The 23,467-nt window shown below is 73.4% G+C and carries 23 protein-coding genes; 18 read left to right on the top strand and 5 right to left on the bottom strand.

What is annotated here, in order from left to right:
• Nucleotides 1-37 precede the first annotated feature (37 nt).
• From BJP25_RS29595 to BJP25_RS29575, 5 genes are all read left to right on the top strand, one after another.
• Nucleotides 38-787 (top strand): lipid droplet-associated protein, encoded by a 750-nt coding sequence (locus tag BJP25_RS29595; RefSeq protein ID WP_075978272.1) that lies wholly within the window; start codon nucleotides 38-40, stop codon nucleotides 785-787.
• A complete protein-coding gene (gene xseA, locus BJP25_RS29590) occupies nucleotides 784-2,049 on the top strand; it encodes an exodeoxyribonuclease VII large subunit (RefSeq protein WP_075978271.1) in 1,266 nt (421 codons plus the stop codon). The genes BJP25_RS29595 and xseA overlap by 4 nt, the downstream gene beginning before the upstream one ends.
• Nucleotides 2,049-2,426 carry a hypothetical protein gene (locus tag BJP25_RS29585; protein WP_084794688.1) on the top strand — a complete coding sequence of 126 codons (378 nt, stop codon included), beginning with the start codon at nucleotides 2,049-2,051 and terminating at the stop codon, nucleotides 2,424-2,426. The genes xseA and BJP25_RS29585 overlap by 1 nt, the downstream gene beginning before the upstream one ends.
• Nucleotides 2,423-2,629, top strand: a complete 207-nt coding sequence (locus BJP25_RS29580; protein ID WP_075978269.1) for an exodeoxyribonuclease VII small subunit — start codon at nucleotides 2,423-2,425, stop codon at nucleotides 2,627-2,629. Before BJP25_RS29585 ends, BJP25_RS29580 begins: the two co-directional genes overlap by 4 nt.
• 93 nt (nucleotides 2,630-2,722) lie before the next feature.
• Nucleotides 2,723-3,403: a TetR/AcrR family transcriptional regulator gene (locus BJP25_RS29575; protein WP_233158330.1), complete on the top strand. Its 681-nt coding sequence runs from the start codon at nucleotides 2,723-2,725 to the stop codon at nucleotides 3,401-3,403.
• 137 nt (nucleotides 3,404-3,540) lie between these two features.
• On the opposite strand, the gene BJP25_RS29570 is transcribed toward BJP25_RS29575, so the two are convergent.
• Entirely contained in the window at nucleotides 3,541-4,134 is a 594-nt protein-coding gene (locus tag BJP25_RS29570; protein WP_143219372.1) for a DUF4245 domain-containing protein, read from the bottom strand.
• 102 nt (nucleotides 4,135-4,236) lie between these two features.
• Here BJP25_RS29570 and glpX point away from each other — a divergent pair, with 102 nt between their 5' ends.
• Nucleotides 4,237-5,295 carry a class II fructose-bisphosphatase gene (gene glpX / locus BJP25_RS29565; RefSeq protein ID WP_075978267.1) on the top strand — a complete coding sequence of 353 codons (1,059 nt, stop codon included), beginning with the start codon at nucleotides 4,237-4,239 and terminating at the stop codon, nucleotides 5,293-5,295.
• Between the two features lie 156 nt (nucleotides 5,296-5,451).
• On the top strand, nucleotides 5,452-6,096 hold the full coding sequence (locus BJP25_RS29560; protein WP_075978266.1) for a L,D-transpeptidase: 645 nt from the start codon (nucleotides 5,452-5,454) through the stop codon (nucleotides 6,094-6,096).
• Nucleotides 6,097-6,133: 37 nt separating this feature from the next.
• On the opposite strand, the gene BJP25_RS29555 is transcribed toward BJP25_RS29560, so the two are convergent.
• Nucleotides 6,134-7,120, bottom strand: a complete 987-nt coding sequence (locus BJP25_RS29555; protein ID WP_075978265.1) for an NAD(P)/FAD-dependent oxidoreductase — start codon at nucleotides 7,118-7,120, stop codon at nucleotides 6,134-6,136.
• A gap of 99 nt (nucleotides 7,121-7,219) precedes the next feature.
• On the opposite strand from BJP25_RS29555, the gene BJP25_RS29550 reads away from it, so the two are divergent.
• The 8 genes from BJP25_RS29550 to BJP25_RS29515 all read left to right on the top strand — a co-directional run bounded on the left by BJP25_RS29550 (nucleotide 7,220) and on the right by BJP25_RS29515 (nucleotide 17,590).
• The gene (locus tag BJP25_RS29550; protein WP_075978264.1) at nucleotides 7,220-8,608 is read left to right on the top strand and encodes a class II fumarate hydratase; all 1,389 of its coding nucleotides are present in this window, start codon (nucleotides 7,220-7,222) and stop codon (nucleotides 8,606-8,608) included.
• A 253-nt stretch (nucleotides 8,609-8,861) separates the two neighbouring features.
• Nucleotides 8,862-11,207, top strand: a complete 2,346-nt coding sequence (locus BJP25_RS29545; RefSeq protein WP_075978263.1) for a M4 family metallopeptidase — start codon at nucleotides 8,862-8,864, stop codon at nucleotides 11,205-11,207.
• Between the two features lie 103 nt (nucleotides 11,208-11,310).
• Entirely contained in the window at nucleotides 11,311-11,937 is a 627-nt protein-coding gene (locus BJP25_RS29540; protein WP_075978262.1) for a TetR/AcrR family transcriptional regulator, read from the top strand.
• The gene (locus BJP25_RS29535) at nucleotides 11,934-12,554 is read left to right on the top strand and encodes a VC0807 family protein (RefSeq protein WP_075978261.1); all 621 of its coding nucleotides are present in this window, start codon (nucleotides 11,934-11,936) and stop codon (nucleotides 12,552-12,554) included. Before BJP25_RS29540 ends, BJP25_RS29535 begins: the two co-directional genes overlap by 4 nt.
• 58 nt (nucleotides 12,555-12,612) lie before the next feature.
• A complete protein-coding gene (locus BJP25_RS29530) occupies nucleotides 12,613-14,133 on the top strand; it encodes an ATP-dependent DNA ligase (RefSeq protein ID WP_075978532.1) in 1,521 nt (506 codons plus the stop codon).
• Between the two features lie 54 nt (nucleotides 14,134-14,187).
• Nucleotides 14,188-15,615, top strand: coding sequence for a GMP reductase (guaB1, locus tag BJP25_RS29525; protein WP_075978260.1), 1,428 nt, complete (start codon nucleotides 14,188-14,190; stop codon nucleotides 15,613-15,615).
• Nucleotides 15,616-15,731: 116 nt separating this feature from the next.
• Nucleotides 15,732-16,790 (top strand): ABC transporter ATP-binding protein, encoded by a 1,059-nt coding sequence (locus tag BJP25_RS29520; protein WP_075978259.1) that lies wholly within the window; start codon nucleotides 15,732-15,734, stop codon nucleotides 16,788-16,790.
• Nucleotides 16,787-17,590: an ABC transporter permease gene (locus tag BJP25_RS29515; RefSeq protein ID WP_075978258.1), complete on the top strand. Its 804-nt coding sequence runs from the start codon at nucleotides 16,787-16,789 to the stop codon at nucleotides 17,588-17,590. The genes BJP25_RS29520 and BJP25_RS29515 overlap by 4 nt, the downstream gene beginning before the upstream one ends.
• Nucleotides 17,591-18,094: 504 nt before the next feature.
• Here the strand turns inward: BJP25_RS29515 and BJP25_RS29510 are convergent.
• Nucleotides 18,095-18,955 (bottom strand): SGNH/GDSL hydrolase family protein, encoded by an 861-nt coding sequence (locus BJP25_RS29510; RefSeq protein WP_075978257.1) that lies wholly within the window; start codon nucleotides 18,953-18,955, stop codon nucleotides 18,095-18,097.
• 126 nt (nucleotides 18,956-19,081) lie between these two features.
• Nucleotides 19,082-20,428, bottom strand: coding sequence for a PhoH family protein (locus BJP25_RS29505; RefSeq protein WP_143219371.1), 1,347 nt, complete (start codon nucleotides 20,426-20,428; stop codon nucleotides 19,082-19,084).
• A gap of 642 nt (nucleotides 20,429-21,070) precedes the next feature.
• Between BJP25_RS29505 and BJP25_RS29500 the strand changes: the two genes are divergently transcribed.
• A complete protein-coding gene (locus tag BJP25_RS29500; protein ID WP_075978255.1) occupies nucleotides 21,071-21,349 on the top strand; it encodes a hypothetical protein in 279 nt (92 codons plus the stop codon).
• 69 nt (nucleotides 21,350-21,418) lie between these two features.
• Here BJP25_RS29500 and BJP25_RS29495 read toward each other — a convergent pair whose 3' ends face one another.
• Nucleotides 21,419-22,198 (bottom strand): isoprenyl transferase, encoded by a 780-nt coding sequence (locus BJP25_RS29495; RefSeq protein WP_075978254.1) that lies wholly within the window; start codon nucleotides 22,196-22,198, stop codon nucleotides 21,419-21,421.
• 58 nt (nucleotides 22,199-22,256) lie between these two features.
• On the opposite strand from BJP25_RS29495, the gene BJP25_RS29490 reads away from it, so the two are divergent.
• Complete coding sequence (locus BJP25_RS29490; protein ID WP_075978253.1) at nucleotides 22,257-22,685, top strand: CoA-binding protein; 429 nt, start codon at nucleotides 22,257-22,259, stop codon at nucleotides 22,683-22,685.
• Nucleotides 22,686-22,754: 69 nt separating this feature from the next.
• On the top strand, nucleotides 22,755-23,426 hold the full coding sequence (gene trhA / locus BJP25_RS29485; RefSeq protein ID WP_269844589.1) for a PAQR family membrane homeostasis protein TrhA: 672 nt from the start codon (nucleotides 22,755-22,757) through the stop codon (nucleotides 23,424-23,426).
• Nucleotides 23,427-23,467: the final 41 nt, after the last annotated feature.

The raw sequence follows: 23,467 nt of genomic DNA, 5'->3' as shown, positions 1-23,467 counted from the left end.
CTGTGCAGATCCCGGGGATTCGGGCAGGCTAGGGGCCATGAAGCCTCTCCCCCTGCCGGTGCGCCTCGCGGCCGGGCTGGCCGCGACGGCCGTCGAGCGCGCCAGGGACCTCCCCACCGTCCTCGCCGGGCTGCCGGTGACGATCGCGAGCCAGGCGCTGCAGGCCTCGATGCGGGTGCAGCAGCAGGTGACCGAGCTCGCCATCAAGGGCGACGCGGTGCTGTCCGCGCTGCGCCCGGTCGAGGAGTCGCCGGAGTGGGCGACCTTCGACGAGGACGCCGACGACTACGACCTGAGCAGGCCCGCGTTCGACCGGGTCGGCGACGACGACCTCGACGACGACCTCGAGTACGAGGACGAGGACGACAGCGCCGACGAGGACAGCGCCGACGAGGACAGCGCCACCGAGGGCAGCACCGTCGAGGACACCGCCGACCCCGCCGAGGTCGAGCCCGCCCTGGACGCCGACCCGGTGCGCGACCCGGAGGCCGCCGCCGAGCTGGAGCCGGGCTCGGCCGAGGAGGACGCCGCCGCGGAGGAGGCCGCCCTGGTGGCCGAGGCCGAGGGCGCCGACCCGTGGGAGCAGGAGCAGAAGGCGATCGCGGGCGCCCCCGCCGCGGTGCCCAACTACGACGAGCTGTCGCTGCCGCAGCTGCGGGCGCGGCTGCGCGTGTTCTCCATCGCGGAACTGGAGGAGCTGCTGGCCTACGAGCGCGCCGGGGAGAACCGGGCGTCGTTCACCGGGATGCTGGTCCGGCGCATCGAGACGGTCCGCGCCCAGCAGTGACCGAGCAGCCCCAGCAGGCCCCCGCGGCCAAGGCCGGGTCCACCCCGGAGGAGCCCTGGCCGGTGCGGACGGTGGCCCGCAAGATCGCGGAGTGGATCAACCGGCTCGGCGCGGTGTGGGTGGAGGGCCAGCTCACCCAGATCTCGGCGCGCCCGGGCACCGGGACCGCGTTCCTCACCCTGCGCGACCCGGCCGCCGACGTGTCCATGACGGTCACCTGCGCCGCGGACGTGCTGCGCAGGCACGAGCCGCCGCTGACCGACGGCACCCGCGTGGTGGTGCACGCCAAGCCCACCTTCTTCATGAACCGCGGCACGCTGAGCCTGCGCGCGGCGGAGATCCGCGCGGTGGGCATCGGGGAGCTGCTGGCCCGCATCGAGCGGCTGCGGCGGCTGCTGGCCGCCGAGGGCCTGTTCGACCCGCGGCGCAAGCGGCGCCCGCCGTTCCTGCCCAAGGTGGTGGGGCTGATCACCGGGCGGGCCTCGGCGGCCGAGCACGACGTGCTGGCCAACGCGACCGCGCGGTGGCCCGCGGTGCGGTTCCGGGTGGAGAACGTGGCCGTGCAGGGCGCGCTGGCGGTGCCGCAGGTGCTCGACGCGCTGCGGGTGCTCGACCGGGACCCGGACGTGGAGGTCATCGTCATCGCCCGCGGCGGGGGGAGCGTGGAGGACCTGCTGCCGTTCTCCGACGAGGCGCTGTGCCGGGCGGTGGCCGAGTGCCGCACGCCGGTGCTCAGCGCGATCGGCCACGAGCCGGACACCCCGCTGCTCGACCACGTCGCGGACGTGCGCTGCTCGACGCCCACCGACGCGGGCAAGCGGGTGGTGCCGGACGTGGCGGAGGAGTCGCTGCGGGTGCGGCAGATGCGCGACCGGGCCCGCCGCGCGCTGCACGGGTGGGTGGACCGCGAGCTGCGGGTGCTCACCCAGCTGCGCAGCAGGCCGGTGCTGGCCGACCCGCTCAGCCCGCTCGACAGACACGCTGAGCAGGTGCGGGCGCTCACCGAGCGGGGCAGGCGGGCCGTGCTGGGCAGGCTCGCGGAGGAGACCACGGCGCTGACCGCCACCCGCGCCCGCTTGACGACCCTGGGGCCAGCCGCCACGCTTGCCCGGGGGTACGCGGTCGTGCAGCGCACCGCCGACGACGGGACCACCCACGTCCTGCGCTCGGTCTCCGACGCCCCGGCGGGCACCCCCCTGCGCGTGCGGCTGGCGGACGGTGCCCTGCACGCGACGGCGGGCGGACGGGAAGGAGACGGCTGATGCGCACCACCCGCGAGCCGACGTTCCTGCCGTTGACGCTGACCACCTCGCGCACCCTCGACGTCGACGTGCACTGGGCCGCCCTGCGCGCCGACGCCGCCGCCGCCGAGGCGTGGGCGGCGCTGCTGGCCGGGTGCGCCAACACCGGCCGCCACCAGCTGCCCCGGCGCCTGCGCGAGCTGCACGACGCGGCCGCCGCGCTGGCCGCGCCCGCCGCCACCGGGCGCACCAGGGTCACCCGGGAGCTGGCCCGCATCACCGAGGCCGTCACCGACCGCGACGGCGCCGACTTCGCCGAGGCGTTCGTCGCCTACGACCAGGCGGTCGCGACTGTGCTGGCGCAGTCGAGGGTCCGCACGGAGAGCACCACCCGATGACCGCAGAGCTGGGCTACGAGCAGGCGCGCGACGAACTGGTGGCCGTGGTCGCCAAGCTGGAGGCGGGCGGGCTGCCGCTGGAGGAGTCGCTGGCGCTCTGGGAGCGCGGCGAGGCGCTGGCCCGCACGTGCGACAAGCACCTGGCGGGGGCCCGGGAGCGGGTCGAGACCGCGCTGGCCGCCGCCGAGGCCGAGTCGCCCTAGAGCCCCCGCCGGCACCGGCACAACAGCGGCCTAGCCCGCGCCGCCGCGCACGGAACGGACCAGCGCTAACACATCGGTGTTATCGTTGGTGTCGTGACCGGCACCAGGGAGCGGATCGTCGCCGCCGCGGCCGCGCTGCTGCGCGAGGGCGGGCGGGAGGCGGTGTCCACCCGCGCGGTGAGCGCGGCGGCGGGCGTGCAGGCCCCGACGATCTACCGCGCGTTCGGGGACAAGCAGGGCCTGCTCGACGCGGTGGCCCTCGACGGCTTCCAGGCGTACCTGAGCAGCAAGACCGGCCTGCCCCCCAGCGACGACCCGGTGGCCGACCTACGGCGCGGCTGGGACCTGCACGTGGGCTTCGGGCTGGCCAACCCCGCCCTGTACTCGCTGATCTACGGCGAGCCCCGACCCGGCGCGGCCAACCCGGCGGCCGAGGCCGCGGCCCGGGTGCTGGCGGGCCAGGTGCGCCGCATCGCCGAGGCCGGGCGCCTGCGGGTCAGCGAGGAGCACGCGGCCCACCTGGTGCACTCCGCGGGCTGCGGCATGACCCTGACCCAGATCGGCCTCCCGGAGGACCGGCGGGACACGACCCTGTCCCACTTGGCCCGGGAGGCGGTGATCGCGGCCATCACCACCGACGCCACCCCCACCGCGGCCCCCGGTGCCGCGGGCGCGGCCATCACCCTGCGCGCGGCGCTGCCGGGGACGGACGCGCTCACGCCGCGCGAGGGCGCCCTGATGGTCGAGTGGCTGGACCGCATCGCCCACCAGTAGGCCTGCACCACCGGATGGCGACGGGCGCGCCACCGCGACGACGAACGGGACCGCGCCTCCCCCGAGTGGGGCGCGTGGCTGACGCTGCGTCGGAAACTGTTGTGGCGGCGCTGAACCGGTTCACTTGATCGTGGGAGTCAGCTGCGGGGCAGGGGTTGCGCGGCCTGCACGGCGGTGGCCAGGGTGCGGAACTCGTCCTCGGTCCCGGTGCCCGTGATCAGCGTCGTCGTGCCGCCGAGGGCGGCGGCCCAGGCGCGCTCGGCGCGGACGCCGGGGTAGACCGTCCACTGTGTCCCGTCCACCTCGACCGATCCAGTGGGTTCGGCCCGCGCGCCGGTCTCCAGCTCCACCAGCTCGGGCGCGGCGGCGCGGGATTGGCTCAGGCCCACGAAGCGGTCCGGTGTGAGCCAGCCCGCTCGGACCACCACCGAGTCCGCGCCCGCGCGGTTGGTGGTGGTCGAGTTCGCCCGCCACCGCGCGGGGACGGCGGGCAGCCTCAGGGAGAAGTCGACGGTGCGCGCCACCTGCTCGAACTGCGGTCGGACGTCCACAGTGGGCGCCGAGGAGGGATCGATCTCCGGGCCGCCGGGGCTGAACGAGCAGCTGCGGTTGAACAGCAGCAAGGCGGCGATGATCACCAGCAGGGCGAGCAGGGACAGCACCATGTCGCGCAGGCCGTGCTGCAACCGGTCCTTCTTCGGCGGACCAGCGGGTTCGGGGGTGTGTGCCACCCGCCCATCGTCGCACCGGGGGCCGGGGTGACGAGCGGCACGGCGCCGCGCGGGCGCCGCCGCCGCGCCTGGTCTGGGAAGATGCCCAGTGGTCCAGTCGCGATGAGCACGGAGGCACCGATGACCAGCTCCCCCCGGCGCCGGGAGGCGCCCGACCGCAACCTCGCACTCGAACTGGTCCGGGTCACCGAGGCCGCGGCGATGGCCGCGGGCCGCTGGGTCGGGCGCGGCGACAAGAACGGCGGCGACGGCGCGGCCGTGGACGCCATGCGCAAGCTCATCGGCACGGTGACCATGAGCGGTGTGGTCGTCATCGGCGAGGGCGAGAAGGACGAGGCGCCGATGCTCTACAACGGCGAGGAGGTCGGCAACGGCCAGGGCCCGGCCTGCGACGTGGCGGTCGACCCGATCGACGGCACCACGCTGATGGCCAAGGGCATGCCGAACGCGCTGGCCGTGCTCGCCGTGGCCGAGCGCGGGGCGATGTTCGACCCGTCCGCGGTGTTCTACATGGAGAAGCTGGCGGTGGGCCCGGAGGCCGCCGACGTCGTCGACATCACCGCGCCGATCGCGGAGAACGTGCGCCGGGTGGCCAAGGCCAAGGAGACCGAGGTCTCCGACGTCACCGTGTGCATCCTCGACCGGCCCCGGCACGAGTCGCTGGTCAAGGAGGTGCGCGAGGCGGGGGCGCGCATCCACTTCATCTCCGACGGCGACGTGGCGGGCGCGATCTCCGCCGCCCGCCCGACCACCGGCATCGACATGCTCATCGGCATCGGCGGCACCCCCGAGGGGATCATCGCCGCGGCGGCGCTCAAGTGCATGGGCGGGGCGATCCAGGGCAAGCTGTGGCCCAAGGACGACGAGGAGCGGCAGAAGGCGCTCGACGCGGGCCACGACCTCGACCGGGTGCTGCTGACCGACGACCTGGTGCGCGGCGACAACGTGTTCTTCTGCGCCACCGGGGTCACCGACGGCGACCTGCTGCGCGGCGTGCACTACCGCTCCGGCGGCTGCACCACCCAGTCGATCGTCATGCGCTCCAAGTCCGGCACCGTGCGCATGATCGACGGCTTCCACCGGCTGACGAAGCTGCGCGAGTACGCCAACGTCGACTTCGACCGCGAGGACGCCGCGGAGGAGATCCCGCCGCTGCCGTAGCGGTCGCGCGCACGACCTCGCCGCGCCCGCGGCTGACGGTCACGGATCGGTTGCGACCGGCAACCCCCACTCGCGCCGACCCGTCTTGGGGGGTGGAATCACCCGCAAGCGGGTCGGCGCCGTGCTGGCCAGGGGGTTCTCAAGGAGCCGGTGAACATGGGCAAGCTGAGGGCGGGACTGGCGGCGGTCGCGGCGGCGGGGCTGCTGGGCGCGTGCGGGACCAGCGAGGGGGCCGAGAACGCGGCCGCGCAGGTGCCCACCACGTCGAGCACGACGGCCACGACCACGACCACCACGGCGGTGGCCCCGGTGGTGCAGACCACCACCGCCGCCCCCACGACGACCACCACCACGGTCGCCCCCACCACCACCACGACCAAGCCCAAGCCGACCACGACCAAGCCGAAGCCGAAGCCCACCACGGCCACCCCCAAGCCCGGCCCGTCCGAGGGCACCCCGTGCTCGGCCGCCGCCCGCGCCTGCATCGACCTCAGCGCGAACCAGTCCTGGCTGCTCTCCGGCGGCAAGGTCGTCTACGGCCCCGTCCCCATCACCAGCGGCCGCCCCGGCTACCTCACCCCGCCGGGCACCTTCCGCGTGCAGTGGAAGGACATCGACCACAAGAGCAGCGAGTTCGACGACGCCCCGATGCCCTACTCGGTCTTCTTCAACGGCGGCATCGCCTTCCACCAGGGCAGCCTCAAGGTCAAGTCCCACGGCTGCATCCACCTCTCCGCCGCGGCCGCCAAGCAGTTCTACAACTCCCTCAAGGTCGGCGACACCGTCCAGGTCGTCCGCTGACAACGGGGGTGCCCCGCCCCCGAAGCCCAGCCGCCTGTCACTCCCCGCCGCTGGAGTGCCCCGGGAACAAGTGCGCGTCGGGGTCCAACGCCACCGCGATGTTGTTCACCGCCGTCGCCGCCTCCCCGAACCCGGTCGCGATGAGCTTGACCTTGCCCGGGTAGGACGCCACGTCCCCCGCCGCGTACACCCGCTCGCGCGCCGTGCGCATGGTCGAGTCGACCGCGATGGAGCGGTGGCTGATCTCCAGGCCCCAGGACTCGATGGGCCCGAGGTCGGCGGTGAAGCCGAGGGCGGCGACGACGGCGTGGGCGGGCAGCACCTCCGGCTCGGTCTCGCCCTTGCGCAGCACCGCCACCCCCGCCAGCTCCGGCTCGCCGCGGAACTCGGTGACCTCGGCGTCGGTGATGATCCGCACCCCCAGCCCCTCCACCTGGCGCACCGTGGCGGGCATGGCGCGGAAGCGGGCGCGCCGGTGGACGATGGTCACCGACCGGGCGATCGGGTGCAGGGCCAGCGCCCAGTCGAACGCCGAGTCGCCGCCGCCGACCACCACGACGTGCTGGTCGCGGTGGGCTTCGAGGGCCGGGACGAAGTGCACCATGCCGCGGCCGAGCCAGCCGGTGCCCGCGGGCAGCGGGCGCGGGGTGAACTCGCCGATCCCGGCGGTGATGAGCACCGCCCTGGCGCGCACGGTGGCGCCGCCGTCGAGGCCGACGGCGTAGCCGTCGCCGTCGGGGGTCAGCGCGTGGGCGCGGCGGCCGAGCAGGTAGCTGGGCCCCCACTGGCCCGCCTGCGCGACCAGGGCGTCGACCAGGTCGCGGCCGCGCACGGCGGGGAAGCCCGCCACGTCGTAGATCACCTTCTCCGGGTACATGGCGGTGACCTGCCCGCCCGGTTCCGGCAGCGAGTCGACCACGGCGGTGCTCAGCTCGCGGAAGCCCGCGTAGTAGGCGGCGTAGAGGCCGGTGGGCCCGGCGCCGACGATGAGCAGGTCGACGTCCTGGGTGGTCGGAGGGGTCACGCGTCCTCCCTGGCTGGCGTGGTGGTGCCGCCAACCCTATGTGGCGAAGACGACCTTGCGCAGCACGCGCGCGGCCGGTTCCGGGGGAAGACTGGGGGCATGGCCGACTACCGCATCGAGCACGACACCATGGGCGAGGTCCGGGTCCCGGCGGCGGCGCTGTGGCGCGCCCAGACCCAGCGGGCCGTGGCGAACTTCCCCATCTCCGGGCGGGGCTTGGAGCGCTCGCAGGTGCGCGCGCTCGGCCTGCTCAAGGCCGCCGCGGCGCGGGTCAACGCCCGCTTCGGGGTGCTGGCGCAGGACGTGGCCGACGCCATCGCCGCCGCCGCCGACGAGGTGGCCGCGGGTGCGCACGACGACCAGTTCCCCATCGACGTGTTCCAGACCGGGTCGGGGACCTCGTCGAACATGAACGCCAACGAGGTGATCGCCACCCTGGCCACCCGGGCGCTGGGCCGCGACGTGCACCCCAACGACGACGTCAACGCCTCCCAGTCGTCCAACGACACCTTCCCCACCACGCTGCGGGTGGCCGCGACCGAGGCGGTGGCGCACGAGGTGGTGCCCGCCCTGGAGCGGCTGGCCGAGGCGCTGGAGGACAAGGCGCAGGACTGGGCCGAGGTGGTCAAGCCCGGCCGCACGCACCTGATGGACGCGGTGCCGATCACCCTGGGCCAGGAGGCCGGGGCGTGGGCGGCGCAGGTGCGCTTCGGGGTGGAGCGGCTGTGGGCGGTGCTGCCCCGGCTGGCGGAGCTGCCGATCGGCGGCACGGCGGTGGGCAGCGGGCTCAACGCGCCGTCCGGGTTCGGCATGGCGGTGGCCGCGGAGCTGGCCTCGGTGACCGGCCTGCCGCTGACCGAGGCGCGCGACCACTTCGAGGCCCAGGCCACCCAGGACTCGGTGGTGGAGGCGTCGGGGGCGCTGCGCACGGTCGCGGTGTCGCTGTTCAAGGTCGCCAACGACCTGCGCTGGCTGGGGTCCGGGCCGCGCACCGGCCTGGCCGAGCTGGTCCTGCCGGACCTGCAACCGGGTTCGTCGATCATGCCGGGCAAGGTCAACCCGGTCATCCCCGAGGCGACGATGATGGTGGTGGCCCAGGTGATCGGCAACGACGCGGCGGTGGCGTTCGCGGGCACCCAGGGCAACTTCCAGCTCAACGTGATGCTGCCGGTGATCGCCCGCAACGTGCTGGAGAGCGCGCGGCTGCTGACCGCCGTGGCCGGGCTGCTGGCGGAGAAGGTCGTGGCCGGGCTGGAGCCGCAGGTGGAGCGGATGCGCGAGCACGCCGAGTCCTCGGCCTCGATCGTCACCCCGCTCAACACCTACCTCGGGTACGAGGAAGCCGCCTCGATCGCCAAGCAGTCGCTCAAGGAGCGCAAGACGATCCGCGAGGTCGTCCTCGAACGCGGGCACGTGCCGGGCAAGCTCACCGAGCAGCAGCTCGACGAGGCCCTGGACCTGCTGCGGATGGCGCGCGGCAACCGCTAGCACCTCCGGTGGGGTCTGTCCATGTTCGACTTTTCCCGATGCGGGCCGATATTCCCGCCTGACCTGCGAAGACAGGACTAACTGCGACAAATCCGGACACGGTGGTACCCACGTTCGGAGCAGTCTGGTTATTTGGCAAAACGACTACCCGGACACGCGCTGGTGAACCCCTGGCGGCGGCGCTTACGTTTCCGCCGCTGTGCCCGCCTGCCTGAGGGCGGTAGGCGGTACCCGCATCCAGGAGGACCCCACCATGCGATCCACACCCGTGGGTCGGCGGCTCGTGGCGGGCGGCGTCGGCACTGCCGTCGTCGCCTGCGCGCTCGTCGCCACCACCGGCACCGCCACCGCGGCCCCGACCACCCCTGCCCAGGTCGGCGCCGCGGAACGGGCCGTGCAGGCCGCCACCGCCGCCATCGCCCAGCACCCCGCGGCGCTGGCCGCCTCGGCGGACGACACGTTCACCGTCAGCTCCACCGCGACCGACCCGAACGGCGCCACGCACACCCACTTCGACCGCGCGTACAAGGGCCTGAAGGTCCTGGGCGGCGACGTGGTCGTGCACAACGCGCCGGGCGGGGCGTTCAGCGCGGCGTCGCTGACCCAGACCAGCCCGCTGGCGCTGTCGACCACGCCCAAGGTGGCGCAGGCCGACGCGCAGCGCACCGCCGCGGGCCGGTTCGCGGGCACCCGCTCGGGCACCCGGTCGGAGCTGGTGGTGGACGAGTTCACCTCCGCCACCCCGACCCTGGCCTGGCAGGTCGTCGTCGACGGCATCGCGCCCGACCAGTCGCCCAGCCACCTCAACGTGCTCGTCGACGCCGCCACCGGCGCCGTGCGGCAGAGCTGGGACACCTTCGAGAAGGCCGACACCGGCACCGGCAAGGGCTACCAGGTCGGCACCGTGTCCGTCGGCACCACGCAGTCGGGCACCACGTACTCGCTCAAGGACGCGGGCCGCGGCGGCGGCGAGACCAAGGACGCCCAGAACCGCACCAGCAACTCGGGGGTCTCGTTCACCTCGACCACCAACACCTTCGGTGACGGGACCCTGTCCAACCGCGCCACGGTGGGCGTCGACGCGCACTACGGCATCATGAAGACGTGGGACTACTACAAGAACACCCACGGCCGCAACGGGATCGAGAACAACGGCGTCGGCGCGGTGTCCTACGTGCACTACGGCACCAACTACGCCAACGCGGGCTGGGACGACTCCTGCTTCTGCATGATCTACGGCGACGGCTCCCCCGGGTCCAAGCCGTTCACCGCGCTGGACGTGGCGGGCCACGAGATGTCGCACGGCGTCACCAGCGCCACCGCGAACCTCACCTACTCCGGTGAGTCCGGCGGCCTCAACGAGTCCACTTCGGACATCTTCGGCACCCTGGTCGAGTTCACCGCCAACAGCCCGGCCGACGCGCCGGACTACCTCATCGGCGAGAAGATCGACATCAACGGCAACGGCTCCCCGCTGCGCTACATGGACGACCCGACCAAGGACGGCGCGTCCAAGGGCTGCTGGTACAGCGGCGTCGGCAACGTCGACGTGCACTACTCCTCCGGCGTGGGCAACCACTTCTTCTACCTGCTCGCGGTCGGCTCCGGCTCCTCGCAGTGGGGCAACAGCCCGACCTGCTCGGGCGCCCCGGCGGTCACCGGCATCGGCAACGACAAGGCCGGGAAGATCTGGTACCGCGCGCTGACGACCTACATGACCTCCAACACCAACTACGCCGCGGCCCGCACCGCCTCGATCAACGCGGCCAAGGACCTCTACGGCGCGGGCACCGAGTGCGCCGCGGTGAACGCGGCGTGGAAGGCCGTCGCGGTCACCGGCACCGACCCCGGGTGCACCGCGGGCGGCGGCCAGGCCCCGGTCGTGACGAACCCGGGCTCGCAGACCGGCACCGTCGGCACGGCGGTCAGCCTGCAGCTGTCGGCCTCGGACCCGCAGGGCGACGCGGTGACCTTCACCGCCACCGGCCTGCCCGCGGGCCTGTCGATCTCCACCTCGGGCCGCATCTCCGGCACCCCCACCACCGCGGGCACCTCGACCGTCGTGGTCACCGCGAAGGACCCGGCGGGCAACGCGGGGACGGCGACGTTCACCTTCACCGTGAACCCGGTCGGCGGCGGCACCTGCACCCCGGCGCAGCTGGTCAGCAACGGCGGGTTCGAGTCCGGCACCACCCCGTGGACCGCCTCGACCGGCGTGCTCAGCGCGGCCACCACGGCCGAGCCCGCGCACGGCGGCACCCGCATCGCCTGGCTCAACGGCTACGGCACCACGCACACCGACACCCTGTCGACGACCATCACCGTCCCGACCGGGTGCCGCGCCACGCTGACCTACTGGCTGCACATCGACACCAAGGAGTCGGGCACCACCGCCTACGACAAGCTGACCCTGGCGGCGGGCACCACCACGCTGGCCAGCTACAGCAACGCCAACAGCGCGTCGGGCTACCAGCAGCGGACCGTCGACCTGAGCTCGCTCGCGGGCAAGGGCGCCACGGTGCTGAAGTGGACCGGCACCGAGGACAGCTCGCTGGCCACGAACTTCGTCATCGACGACGTCGCGGTCGCCACCAGCTGACCTGACACCGGCACAGCGCCCCCGGGAGCCCCCGCTCCCGGGGGCGCTGCCGTTCGCGGGGAAAGCGGTGACAACCGCCGGGCCCCGCTGCTACCGTCTAACCGTGCGGTCAGAAAAATCACCGGACGGTCAGCGGACCTTCGTGGACGCGGCCAGGCGGGCCCAGCTGGTGCGTTGCACCGTCGAGGCGATCGCGGAGGTCGGGATGCGCAAGGCGTCGCTGGCCGAGATCGCGCGGCGGGCGGGGATCACCAAGGGGGCGATCTTCTACCACTTCGCCAACCGGGAGGAGCTGGTCAACGAGGTCCTGGTGACCCTGCTGACCGAGGGCGCCCGCTACATGGGCGAGCGGATCGCCGAGCAGGCCGACCCGGCCGCCGAGCTGCGCGCCTACCTGGAGTCCAACATCGACTACATCGCCACCCACCGGGCCGAGGTCGCCGCGCTGGTGGCGATCGCGATGAACCACACCGACGAGCGGGGCGGGGCCAGGGAGGTCGACGCCTCGGTGTACGGGGAGAGCCTGCGGCCGCTGGAGGACATCCTGCGCCGCGGGCAGGAGCAGGGCCTGTTCTGCGCGTTCGACACCCGCACCACGGCGATGACCATCCGCGCGGCCATCGACGCCATCGGGCCGCAGCTCAGCGCCATCCCCGACCTGGACCTCGACCGCTACACCACCGAGCTGGTGGCGCTGTTCGACCGGGCGACCAAGCGGGTGCCCGCGTGAGCGCGGCGTCGGGGGCGCGCACCCTGCTCACCCTGGGCCTGGACGTGGTGGCGCCGCTCGCGGTGTTCTACGGCGCCCGGGCGCTGGGCCTGGACCCCTGGTTGGCGCTGGTGCTCGGGGTGCTCGCCCCCGCGGGCGCCATCGCGCTCACCTGGGCGCGCGACCGGCACCTGGACACCACGGCGGTGTTCGTCATCGCCGCGATGGCGCTGTCGCTGGTCATCGCCCTGTTCACCGGCGACCCGCGGGCGCTGCTGGCCAGGGAGAGCTGGGTGACCGGCGCGATCGGGGCGTGGATGCTGGTGTCGATGGCGCTGCGCCGCCCGTTCCTGCTCGACATCGCCATCAAGATCAGCCCGCCGGGCACCGCGGCCCGCTACGACGCGCTGTGGACCGGCGACCCCGTCTTCCACCGGTGGATGGTCGGCGCGTGCTGGGCCTGGGGCCTGGCCTTCGTGCTCGACGCGGCGGGCCGGGTGGTCATGGCCTACACCCTCCCGGTGGACTCGGTCCCCCTGCTGGGGGTCCTCCTGCTCGTCGCCCTGCTCGTCATCGCCCAGGGCGGCGTGCTCCTGCACGGGTGGCGCAGCGGTGCGCTGCGCCTGCTGCGGGGGTGATCGTCCGGACAGCGCCGGGGCGCCGGGGCACCATGGGGGTGTGCCCGAGTCACCCGAACTGCCGTTGAGCGATGTCGTCACCGCGTCCACCGAGGTCGGCCGGACGCGGTCCCGGCTCGCCAAGGTGGCGGCGCTGTCCGGACTGCTCCACCGGGCCCGCGGGCCCGAGGAGGTGGAGATCGCGGTCGCGTTCCTGTCGGGCACACCCCGGCAGGGGCGCGTCGGCGTGGGCTGGCGGACGCTGCGGGCGGCCACGGGCGCGCCCGCGGCGTCCGCCACGCTCACCGCGGCCGGGGTCGACGCCGCGCTCACCGCCCTGGCGGGCGCCTCCGGCAAGGGCTCGGCCGGGGTGCGCGCCGAGCTGCTGGAGCGGCTGATGGGGGCGGCGACCGAGGCCGAGCAGCGGTTCCTGGTCGCCCTGCTCACCGGCGAGCTGCGCCAGGGCGCGCTGGAGGGCGTGATGCTGGAGGCCATCGCCACCGCCGCCGAGGTGCCCAGCGCGGCCGTGCGGCGGGCGTTCATGCTCTCCGGCGGGCTCCCGGCGACCGCGCGGGCGGCGCTGGCGGGCGGGGTGGCGGCGCTGGAGGGGTTCCGGCTGGAGCTGCACCGCCCGGTGCGCCCGATGCTGGCCTCGCCGGGGTCGTCGTTGCAGGAGGCGGTGGCCGACCTGGCGCCGTGCGCGGTCGAGTACAAGCTCGACGGGGCCCGCATCCAGGTGCACAAGGGCGGCGGCCGGGTGTCGGTCTACACCCGGACGCTGCGCGAGATCACCGGCAGCGTGCCGGAGCTGGTGGAGCTGGTGGCGGGGCTGCCGTGCGAGTCGGTGGTGCTCGACGGGGAGACGCTGGCGCTCACCGACGACGGACGGCCTCGGCCGTTCCAGGAGACGATGTCGCGCTTCGGCAGCACCGCCGAGGAGCAGGTGGCGGCGCTGCTGCTGCGGCCGTGGTTCTTCGACTGCCTGCACCTCGACGGCGAGGACCTGCTCGACGAGCCGCTGCGGGTGCGCGGCGAGAAGCTGCGCGCGGCGGCGGGCGGGCACCTCGTGCCCGGCGTGCTCGCGCCGACCGCCGAGCAGGCCGAGGAGCTGACCGAGGCCGCGCTGGCGGCGGGCCACGAGGGCGTGGTGGTCAAGTCGCTGGACTCCGCGTACGCGGCGGGCAGGCGCGGCAAGGCGTGGCAGAAGGTCAAGCCGGTGCACACGCTCGACCTGGTGGTGCTCGCCGCGGAGTGGGGGCACGGGCGGCGCACCGGGTACCTGTCGAACCTGCACCTGGGCGCGCGCGACCCCGACGGCGGACCGCCGGTCATGGTGGGCAAGACGTTCAAGGGCCTCACCGACCAGCTGCTCCAGTGGCAGACCGAGGAGTTCCCCGCGCACGAGTCGCACCGCGACGACTGGGCGGTGCACCTCAAGCCCGCGGTGGTGGTGGAGATCGCGCTCGACGGGGTGCAGGTGAGCACCCGCTACCCCGGGCAGGTGGCGCTGCGCTTCGCGCGGGTGGTGCGCTACCGGCCGGACAAGACCCCCGCCGAGGCCAGCACGATCGACGAGGTGCGCGCCCTGCTGCCCCGCTGAGCCGCGCCCGTTCGGGCATCGCGCCCGCGAGCACCGCACCGTACGGTGGGGGCCATGCGCTTCTACCACGCCCAGCCGGAGCACGACCTGACCTACGACGACGTGTTCCTCATGCCGTCGCGGTCGGCGGTGGAGAGCCGGTTCGAGGTCGACCTGTCCACAGCGGACGGTACCGGGGCCACGATCCCGCTGGTGGTGGCCAACATGACCGCGGTCGCCGGGCGCCGGATGGCCGAGACGGTGGCGCGCCGGGGCGGGCTGGTGGTGCTGCCGCAGGACGTCGACCCCGCCGCCGTCGCCGACATCGCCGCCTGGGTCAAGGCCAGGGACACCGTGTGGGACACCCCGGTGGTGCTGCGCCCCGGCGACGCGGTGGCCGACGCGCTCAACCTGCTGCCCAAGCGCGGGCACGGCGCCGTGGTGGTCGTCGACGACGACCAGCGGCCGCTGGGCACCGTGGACGAGGCGGCCTGCCTGGGCGTCGACCGGTTCACCCGGCTCGCCGACCTGCTCACCCCGGCGCACGTGCTGCCCGTGGGCACCCCGCCGCGCGAGGTGTTCAACGGCCTGACCACCGCGGGGGTCGCCGTGGGCGTCGACGGGGACGGCAGGCTCGTCGGCGTCCTCACCACCAAGGGCGCCCTGCGCGCGGACATCTACCGCCCGGCGCTCGACGCGCGGGGGCGGTTGCGGGTCGCCGCGGCGGTGGGCGTCAACGGCGACGTCGAGGCCAAGGCCGCCGCGCTGCTGGCCGCCGGGGTGGACGCGCTCGTCGTCGACACCGCGCACGGGCACCAGGAGAAGATGATCACGGCGTTGAAGGCCGTGCGCGCGGTGGACCCGCGGGTGCCGGTGGTCGCGGGCAACGTGGTGACCCCGGACGGGGTGCGCGACCTGGTGGCGGCGGGCGCCGACGTGGTCAAGGTCGGCGTCGGCCCAGGCGCCATGTGCACCACGCGGATGATGACCGGCGTGGGCCGCCCGCAGTTCTCCGCCGTCCTGGAGTGCGCCGCCGCCGCGCGCGAACTGGGCAGGCACGTGTGGGCCGACGGCGGTGTCCGCCACCCCCGCGACGTCGCGCTCGCCCTGGCCGCGGGGGCGGCGTCGGTGATGGTGGGCTCCTGGTTCGCGGGCACCTACGAGTCCCCCGGCGACCTGCTGCGCGACGAGCAGGGCCGGTACTACAAGGAGTCGTTCGGCATGGCCTCCAAGCGGGCCGTCTCCGCGCGCACCCGCACCGACAGCGACTTCGACCGGGCGCGCAAGGCGCTGTTCGAGGAGGGCATCAGCTCGTCGCGGATGCGCCTGGACCCGCAGGCCCCCAGCGTGGAGGACCTCATCGACGGCATCTGCAGCGGTGTCCGCTCGGCGTGCACGTACGCGGGCGCGGGCACGCTGGAGCAGTTCCACGAGCGGGCCGTGGTGGGCGTGCAGTCCGCCGCCGGGTTCGCCGAGGGGCGGCCGCTGCCGAGCGGGTGGTGAGCACCGGAAGCACCGCGCCGCAACGGTTCCCGCGCCCGGGAAAGGCGCTTCCGCGGCAAACCGGATAAGCCGGAAAATGTCGGTCGACACCCGGCCCGCGTGGCTACGCTGGCCGGGTGAACGCCGTCGAAGTCATCGAACTGGTGAAGCGGTACCGGAAGAACCCCAAGCCCGCGGTCGACGGGTTGAGCTTCGCCGTCGAGCAGGGCGAGGTGTTCGGGCTGCTGGGCCCCAACGGCGCGGGCAAGACGACCACCGTGGGCGTGCTGACCACCCGGGTGCTGCCCACCGGCGGGCGGGCACTGGTGCACGGGGTCGACGTGGTGGCCAACGCCAAGCGCGCCCGGCAACTGCTGGCCGTGGTGCCGCAGCGCAACAACCTCGACCGGTCCCTGTCGATCCGCCAGAACCTGCTCTTCCACGCCGCCTACCACGGGGTGCCGCGCGCCGAGCGCACCCGGCTGGCCGACGAGGTCCTGGAGCGGATGGGGCTCGCCGAGCGGGCGGGCAGCAAGGTCGACCTCGTCTCCGGCGGGCAGGCCCAGCGGATCATGATCGCCCGCGCGCTGATGCACCGGCCGCGGGTGATGTTCCTCGACGAACCCGCCACCGGCCTGGACCCGCAGGCCCGGCTGTTCGTCCACGACCGGGTCGCGGAGCTGCGCGGCCAGGGCGTCACCGTCGTGCTGACCACGCACGACATGGACGAGGCCGAGAAGCTCTGCGACCGCGTCGGCATCGTCGACCACGGCTCGCTGCTGGCCATCGACACCCCGCAGGCCCTCACCCGCACCCTGCCCGGCAGCACCACCGTCAGCGTCACCGCGCGCCTCGGCGGCACCGAGACGGCCAGGGTGGAGGCGGTGCTCGGCGCGCTCGAGGGCGTGGAGCGCGTCGAGCGGGTCAACGCAGGCGGCCCCCCGCCGGGCGCGCCCCCGGGCGGCCTCCCGCCGGGCTTGGCGGCGGCCATGGGCGCGGGCGCCCCCGCGGCCACCCGGGCACCCGCCGCGGGCACCGCCCAGTACCGCCTCTACACCGGGCACGAGGCCGCGGTAGTGCTCCCCGCCGTCCTGCGCGCCCTGACCGACGAGTCCTGCGAGGTCACCGACCTGTCCATCGGCACCCCCAGCCTTGAGGACGTCTTCATCCACCTGACCGGCCGGGAGCTGCGATGACCACCCCCGACACCGAGGCCGTCGGCCTGGGCACCACCCTGCGCACCTTCGGCCAGGTGCTCTGGCGCGACGTGTTCGTCACCGGCCGCGAGCTGCTGCCCTTCCTCGCCCAGGTCCTCATCCAGCCGTTCTTCACCCTGTTCATCTTCGGCAAGGTGCTCACCAGCATCGGCTACGTCGGCGGTGACTACGCCGCGGTCCTGCTGCCCGGCGTGGTCGCCCTCAACGGCTTCCTCGGCGCGCTGCAGAACACCACCATGCCGCTGATCATGGACTTCTCCTTCACCAAGGAGATCGAGGACCGCCTGCTGGCCCCCATCCCGATCTCCTGGGTCGCCGCCGAGAAGATCCTCTTCGGCGCCCTGCGCGGCGTCGTGGCCGCCGCGCTGATGGTCCCCATCGGCTTCCTCATCCTCGACGACGTCAGCTGGCCCGCCTCGGCCTACCTGCCGGTCTTCCTCATCATCGTCCTGGGCTCGCTGGTGGGCGGCTGCATCGGCATGGTCATCGGCACCTCGGTCCCGCCCACCCGCATCAACATCCTCTTCGCCGTCATCATGATGCCGCTGATGTTCACCGGCAGCACCCAGTTCCCCTGGACCGGCCTGGAGCACCTGCGCTGGTTCCAGGTGGTCTGCGCGCTGAACCCGCTCACCTACGTCAGCGAGGCCATGCGCGCCGAGCTCGTGCCGACCGTGCCGCACATCCCCGTCTGGATCTGCGTCGTGGTCATGGTCGGTTCGTGCGGGCTCTTCGGCGCCATCGGCATCCGGGGTTTCTTGCGGCGCGCTCTCGACTGAGCCCTTCTTCCCGCTGCGCTCGGCTTTCCGCTGCGCGGGGCTTTTGGCCGGCTGCGCCGGGGCCGCTGCGCGGGGCTCTTGAAGAGCGGGGGCTTGGGTGGGTGGCCCGGTTGGGTGGATCCGCTTGGTCGGGGCCCCTATGACGATCATGTGCTGTCGGGCGGGGAAAAGGCGGGCTGAAAAGACGCCCGCCCGTCCCGTTGGGTAGCACATGATCGTCACCCCCGACCAAGCGAATCCACCCAACCGGGCAGTGCCCGCTGTCCGGGCTCGGCTTGTGTGGGTGGTCGCCTTGGGTGCCTTGGGACCCCTGTTTTCAACGCTACCGGCGGAGGGCGACGGAACTCGACCCCGGCGAAAGGGTTGTGGACAACTCTGTGGGCTGTGGACGAAGCGAGCCACACGCGCGCGGGGTGACCATGCGTCGAGCGGGCTCGCGCCAGGGGGAAGACAGCGAACACCCCGGCGGGGAGGTCCCGCCGGGGTGTCGGTCGAGCGGAGGGGTCAGAAGCCGAGGGCGGCGCGGGCCGCGGCGGCCATGTTCTTCTCGCCGAGGGCGTTGGGGTGGGCGAAGATGGAGTTCTCGGCGTTGATGGGGGGCTCGATCCAGCGGGTGCCGGAGGGCTTGCAGACGTCGTGGCCGTCGGAGAGCTGGTTGAGGTCGACGTAGGTGACGCCGGTGGCGGCGGCGGCGCGGCCGACGGCGTCGTTGAGGGTGGCCTGCAGGGAGCGCATGTAGGGGATGTCGCCGGTGGCGACGGGGATCTTGTCGAAGCAGCCGCCCTCGGCGGGGACGATCCAGGGGTAGCCGAGGATGCCGATCTTGGCGTTGGGGGCCTTGGCGCGGACCGCCTGCAGGCCCTTGACCAGGGCGGGGTAGGTGACGTTGCGGACGGTGTCCTCGAAGGACGAGCCGTTCTGGTCCTTGCAGGGGCTGCCCTTGCCGCCGGTGAAGAAGCCCGCCAGGGCGCAGGTGGCGGCGGCGCGGATGAAGATGCCGCTGTCGTTGCCGCCGATGGTCATGGTGACCACGTCGGTGTCGGCGGTGAGGGCGTTGACCTGCGGGGCCAGGCCCGGGTACTGGCTCTCGGTGAAGTCCTTGACCTGGGCGGCGCCGCAGGTGACGTCGGTGAGCTTGGCGCCGGTGGCCTTGGCGATGACGTTCGGGTAGTTCAGCGCCGAGCGCAGGCACTGGGGCGGGGAGCCCGGCGCGGACGGCGCGACGCCGGAGGCGGCGCTGTAGGAGTCGCCCAGGGCGACGTAGTCGAGCGGGTCGGCGGCGTTCGCGGAGTTCGAGATCGCGAACGTCCCGGCGGCGGCCACCGCGACGGCGGCAGCGGCGGCGAGCAGGCGGCGACGGGGCATCGGGTTCCCTCACGGCGTCGTGGACGGGGACCTACTCGGAAGTAGGCACCTAGATGGATAACGCCGTTCGCCCACCCGTGTCAACGCCCGGGCGCCCCTGGGCGGGGCGCCCGGGCGAAGTGGGACTCACGGGGCGTTGTCCTCCAACATCTCGGTGACCAGCGCGGCGATCGGCGAGCGCTCCGAGCGGGTCAGCGTGACGTGGGCGAACAGCGGGTGGCCCTTGAGCTTCTCGATGACCGCGGCGATCCCGTCGTGCCTGCCCACCCGCAGGTTGTCGCGCTGGGCGACGTCGTGGGTGAGCACCACCCGCGAACCGGTGCCCAGCCGCGACAGCACGGTCAGCAGCACGTTGCGCTCCAGCGACTGCGCCTCGTCGACGATGACGAACGCGTCGTGCAGCGACCGGCCGCGGATGTGGGTCAGCGGCAGCACCTCGAGCATGCCCCGGTGCAGGACCTCCTCGATCACCTCGCCCCCGGCGAGCGCGCCGAGGGTGTCGAACACCGCCTGCGCCCAGGGCTGCATCTTCTCGCTCTCGGAACCGGGCAGGTAGCCCAGGTCCTGCCCGCCCACCGCGTACATCGGGCGGAACACCACGACCTTCTTGTGCAGGCCGCGCTCCATCACCGCCTCCAGGCCCGCGCACAGCGCCAGCGCGGACTTGCCGGTGCCCGCCCGCCCGCCCAGCGACACGATGCCGACCTCGGGGTCGAGCAGCAGGTCCAGGGCGATGCGCTGCTCGGCGGAGCGGCCGTGCAGGCCGAAGGCCTCCCGGTCGCCGCGCACCAGCCGCACCCGCTTGTCCGGGGTGACCCGGCCGAGGGCGTGGCTGGTGCCCGCCAGCAGCTTCACCCCGGTGTTGCACGGGAACTCCGCGACCACGCCGTGCTCGGCCGGGTCGATGCTGCCCGCGGCGAACAGCGCGTCCACCGCGGCCTGCTCCACCTCGACCTCGGCGATGCCGGTCCACCCGGACGGGGCGACCTCGCCCGCCCGGTACTCCTCGGCGTCGAGGCCCACCGCGCCCGCCTTGACCCGCAGCGGGATGTCCTTGGTGACCAGGGTGACCGCGGGGATCTCCGCGGCCAGGTTCAGCGCGCAGGCGAGGATGCGCGCGTCGTTGCCCTCGGTGCGGAAGCCGGGCGGCAGCACCGAGGGGTCGGAGTGGTTGAGCTCGACGTGCAGGCTCCCGCCCGCCTCGCCGATGGGCAGCGGCTTGTCGAGTCGGCCGTGGCGCAGCCGCAGGTCGTCGAGCAGGCGCAGGGTCTCCCGGGCGAACCAGCCCAGCTCGGGGTGGTGCCGCTTGGCCTCCAGTTCGCTGATGACCACCAGCGGGACGACCACCGCGTGCTCGGCGAAGCGGGTGGCGGCCCAGGGGTCGGAGAGCAGGACCGAGGTGTCGAGGACGAAGGTGCGCCTGGCTGGGTCGGACTCCGATCCGGAGCCGGTCGACGAGCTGTGGTCGGGCACTGAGGAAACGCTGGAACGCGAAGCGGTCACGGCAACTCCTCGCGAACGCGGCACCGCGTCCGCTCCTCGGTGGGCCGGGCACTGACCCCGCCTGGTCGGCGGTGGTGCGGCGGGTGGGACCCCGCCTCACCCCCGCTCGCCACGGGGGCCGGGTGCCTGCCCCCTCGCGCTCGACTCGCTCACGACCAGGGCCTCCCGGGCCGGGCCGCTGTGGTCACGACCCGACACCGCCGACGCTACCGGCGGGGACCGACCCCGTGCCAGGCTGCCGGCCAGGTGATTTTCGGAGTCGTCACCGCCGCGTCACGGGCCCGCCACGTCACGGCGCGTTCGCCCAGGTCAGTCCACATAACACGGAGCGTGAGCAGGCATTACCCCGGAAGAGGAGCTTGAGCACCCCTCAGCCTGGTCGTCTCCCCGTCACGCTGCGCAACTTCCCGCCGGGTGACTCACGCAGGGATGGTTTCCTCCCACGAACGGGTGGAGCACCCGAAAATCTGTAACACGATCGCGGTTTCGACGAGGCGGGTCTTTTCCGACGCCGGTAGGTTTTCCACCGAACCGGTTCGGCGCATTCGGGAAACGCGATTCCCCCCGGATGCCGCTCGTGCCGACTGACGGACGATTAAGGAGAACCACCCCGTGCTCAAGAAGGTCGGCTTCCTCGCCTCCTCGGCCATCGGCCTGTCCCTGCTCGCCGCCCCGTTCGCCTCGGCGGACACCGGCGCCACCTCCGACTTCCCCGACCAGCCGTCCTTCGGCGACGCGGTCGACCTGTTCACCGACGGTGGCGCGGCCCTGGGCTACGGCGCCACCGCCACCGTGGCGGGCGCCTACACCGGCATCGCGCTGACCCCGGAGCTGATCCTGGACTCGCTCGACGGCGACGGCGACATCACCATCCCCGGCCTCGGGGGCTGACTCCTCCCGGGCGGGACGAGTGGAATGCGGCAAAGGCCCGCGGGCGATCCCCGCGGGCCTTTGTCGCATTCAGCTGCCGAACCGCCGGTGGCGGATCCCGTAGGCGCGCAGCGCGCGCAGGAAATCGGTGCGGCGGAAATCGGGCCAGTAGGCCTCGCAGAAGTGGAACTCCGAGTGCGCCGACTGCCACAGCAGGAAGCCGGACAGGCGCTGCTCGCCGGAGGTCCTGATCACCAGGTCCGGGTCCGGCTGGCCGGAGGTGTAGAGGTGCTCGGCGATGTGGTCGACGTCGAGGACCTCGGCCAGCTCCTCGATCGACGTGCCCGCCTCGGCGTGCTGCTGGAGCAGCTTGCGCACCGCGTCGGCGATCTCCCGGCGCCCGCCGTAGCCGACGGCGATGTTGACCTCCATGCCGGTGCGCCCCGCGGCCCTGGCCGCGGCCGAGGTCAGCCGCTGCGCGGTGGCCGCGGGCAGGATGTCCAGCGCGCCGATCACCCGCAGCCGCCAGGGCTGGCTCGGCTCGGCCAGCTCGTCGACGACGTCGGCGATGATCTCCAGCAGCGGCGCCAGCTCCGCCTCGGGCCGGTTGAGGTTGTCGGTCGAGAGCAGCCACAGCGTCGCCACCTGCACCCCGGCGTCGGAGCACCAGCCGAGGAACTGCGCGACCCGCTCGGCGCCGACCCGGTGGCCGTCGTTGACGTCGGTGAACCCGGCCTCCCGCGCCCAGCGCCGGTTGCCGTCGAGCATGATGCCCACGTGCCGCGGGATCTGCCCGCCCGCCTGCTGGAACAGGCGCTTCTCGTAGAGGCCGTACACGACGTCGGCGACTCGCCTGCGAAGACTGACCACGGCCGACCACAGTACGCCGCCGCACCCGCCGCGGGGGCACACTGGGCGGGTGGAGCGCATGGGCGTTGATCCGGTATGGCAGGACCTGGGCACGATCGAACGCCTGGTCAGGGAATCGCGGACGATCGCGGTGGTCGGCCTGAGCGACCGCCCCGAGCGGCCCAGCTTCGGGGTGGCCCGCTACCTCGTGGCCGCGGGGCTGACGGTGTTCCCCGTCAACCCGGCGCTGCGGACGTGGCAGGGCCTGACCGCCTACCCGTCGCTGGCGGAGGTCCCCGAGCACGTCGACGTCGTGGACGTGTTCCGCAAGCCCGCCGACGTGGAGCCGGTGGTGCGCGACGCCATCGCCGCGGGGGCGGGCGCGGTGTGGTTCCAACTGGGCGTGGTGAACCCCGCCGCGGCCCAGCTGGCGGCGGACGCGGGGCTGGCGGTGGTGGTCGACCGGTGCCTGGCCGTGGAGCACCGCGAGGTGGTCGGCTGGTCATGACCCCAGTGCGGCGTGTGGTCGGGGTCACAGCACGTGGTTGACAAACCTACGGTCCCGTAACCTCGGTCCGTGACCTCAGCGACCCTCCAGGGGCCGCCGCCCGGCTTCCACAAGCCGAAGATGCGCGGCGTCATCCACTACTGGTCCTTCCTCGTCTCCGTGGTCACCGGAGCGGTGCTGGTCGTCATGGCCACCACCGTCTCCGGCACGGCCGCGCTGGCCACGTCGGTGTACTCGGTCACCGTCCTCGGCCTGTTCGGCGTGAGCGCGCTCTACCACCGCCGGTGGTGGGTGACCGAGAGCGCGCGCACGTGGATGAAGCGCCTCGACCACTCGATGATCTTCCTGTTCATCGCGGGCACCTACACCCCGTTCAGCCTCCTGGGCATGCCCCGGCCCACCGGCTACGTGGTCCTGGCGATCGTCTGGTCCGGCGCGCTGCTCGGCGTGGCGCTCAAGCTGCTGTGGCCGCACGCCCCCCGCTGGCTGGGCACCCCCATCTACATCGCCCTGGGCTGGGTGGCCGTCTTCGTGCTGCCCGAACTGCTCACCCAGGTCGGCCCGGCCGCCTTCGTGCTCCTGCTCTGCGGCGGCGCCTTCTACACCGTGGGCGCGGTGTTCTACGCGACCAAGTGGCCGAACCCGTGGCCCGCCTTCGGCCACCACGAGTTCTTCCACGCCGCCACCGTGCTGGCGGCGCTGAGCCACTACATCGCCATCTGGCTCACCCTCTACTCCTGACCGCGCCGCCCCGACTAGTGCCCGGGCCGCCACCGGTGCCC

The sequence above is a fragment of the Actinokineospora bangkokensis genome (assembly GCF_001940455.1).
GTDB lineage: Bacteria > Actinomycetota > Actinomycetes > Mycobacteriales > Pseudonocardiaceae > Actinokineospora > Actinokineospora bangkokensis.
Note: the sequence above shows the minus strand (reverse complement) of the source record. Positions and strands in the feature narration are given on the sequence as shown.